The sequence below is a fragment of the Streptomyces sp. NBRC 110028 genome (assembly GCF_001417735.1).
GTDB lineage: Bacteria > Actinomycetota > Actinomycetes > Streptomycetales > Streptomycetaceae > Streptomyces.
In genome coordinates this window covers 1-957 of record NZ_BBUZ01000011.1, presented here as the reverse complement: position 1 = coordinate 957, position 957 = coordinate 1, and the positions used below count along the sequence as shown (strand labels likewise).

Sequence of the window (957 nt, the reverse complement as noted above, 5' to 3'; positions counted from 1 at the left end):
ATCAACGACGGCGGCGGCGCCCGGATCCAGGAGGGTGTGGTGGCGCTCGGCCTGTTCGCCGAGATCTTCCGCCGCAATGTCCACGCCTCCGGGGTGGTCCCGCAGATCAGCCTGATCGTCGGGCCGTGCGCGGGCGGCGCGGTCTACTCCCCGGCGATCACCGACTTCACGGTCATGGTCGACCAGACCTCGCACATGTTCATCACCGGACCGGATGTGATCAAGACGGTCACCGGTGAGGACGTCGGCTTCGAGGAGCTGGGCGGGGCCCGCACCCACAACACCACCTCCGGCGTCGCCCACTACATGGGCGGCGACGAGAAGGACGCCATCGAGTACGTCAAGACGCTGCTGTCGTACCTGCCGTCCAACAACCTCTCCGAGCCGCCCGCCTTCCCCGACGAGGCCGACCTGGAGACCTCGGACGAGGACCGGGAGCTGGACACCCTCATCCCGGACTCGGCGAACCAGCCGTACGACATGCACAAGGCCATCGAGCACGTCCTGGACGACGGCGAGTTCCTGGAGACCCAGGCGCTCTTCGCGCCCAACATCATCACCGGGTTCGGCCGGGTCGAGGGCCACCCGGTGGGCATCGTCGCCAACCAGCCGATGCAGTTCGCCGGCTGCCTGGACATCGGCGCCTCCGAGAAGGCCGCGCGCTTCGTGCGCACCTGCGACGCGTTCAACGTGCCCGTGCTGACCTTCGTGGACGTGCCCGGCTTCCTGCCCGGCACCGACCAGGAGTACAACGGCATCATCCGGCGCGGCGCCAAGCTGATCTTCGCCTACGCGGAGGCCACCGTCCCGCTCATCACCGTCATCACCCGCAAGGCCTTCGGCGGCGCCTACGACGTCATGGGCTCCAAGCACCTGGGCGCCGACCTCAACCTGGCCTGGCCCACCGCCCAGATCGCCGTCATGGGCGCCCAGGGCGCGGTCAACATCCTCCACCGG

Annotated in this window: 1 protein-coding gene; it reads left to right on the top strand. The window is 68.8% G+C overall.

All coding sequences use genetic code 11. The annotated features are described in order from the left end of the window. On the top strand, positions 1–957 hold a 957-nt coding region (locus ASC60_RS00060; protein ID WP_199830829.1), incomplete at both ends, for an acyl-CoA carboxylase subunit beta.